Here is a 673-nt window from a genome sequence, read left to right as displayed (position 1 = left end):
AACCGTTAGCTACAATATGAATCCAGAAACTGAATTAAAACGAATTTGTGAAAATTATAATGGTGTATTTGAGTACGAAGATTATAAAGTTGGTGGCGAAATTGGTTCATTTGTCCATATTTCTAAATATAGATTAAAAATATTTTATAAAAACTTCGATATAGATGTTTTATATGATTTTGGAAATTCAGATACAGCAGAATTCAAAATTAATAAGTTAAATAATAACAAAATTCCTGAATTTGAAATAAAAACAATTGACCATTTAAGTAAACTGATATTATTTAAGAAACGAAATTGGAATATTAAATCTTCTGATATTTTATTTAAAGAAAATATAGCATACTTAATCATGAAATTAAATTTAAATGAACTTATTGAAAATACGGCTTTTGAACTTAATACATTGGGCAAACAAAAAAATGAGAAATACTCAATCCGAACTGTATTCTCGTTGAAATATGAAAAAAATATTGAAAGCGCAGAATTAATTATTAATTTTCACAGAAGTTTAATTGATTTAATAACAACAAAATACTGTAGCTAACACAGTGTATAATTAATTGCTTTATTTCTGCCTACTTGCGAATATTCCTGCGGAATATTCACGGGTTCGTAAAAGTTTACTAATTTAATTGCTTAACCACGCAACTAACCATACACAAAACCGTTA

1 protein-coding gene is annotated in these 673 nt (G+C 25.4%); it reads left to right on the top strand.

What is annotated here, in order from left to right:
• Nucleotides 1-547 (top strand): hypothetical protein (locus tag HM986_RS17620; RefSeq protein WP_179336356.1); only part of this gene is annotated, 547 nt, incomplete at its 5' end.
• Between the last annotated feature and the right edge of the window lie 126 nt (nucleotides 548-673).

The sequence above is a fragment of the Winogradskyella costae genome (assembly GCF_013403865.1).
Taxonomy (GTDB): Bacteria; Bacteroidota; Bacteroidia; order Flavobacteriales; family Flavobacteriaceae; genus Winogradskyella; species Winogradskyella costae.
Note: the sequence above shows the minus strand (reverse complement) of the source record. Positions and strands in the feature narration are given on the sequence as shown.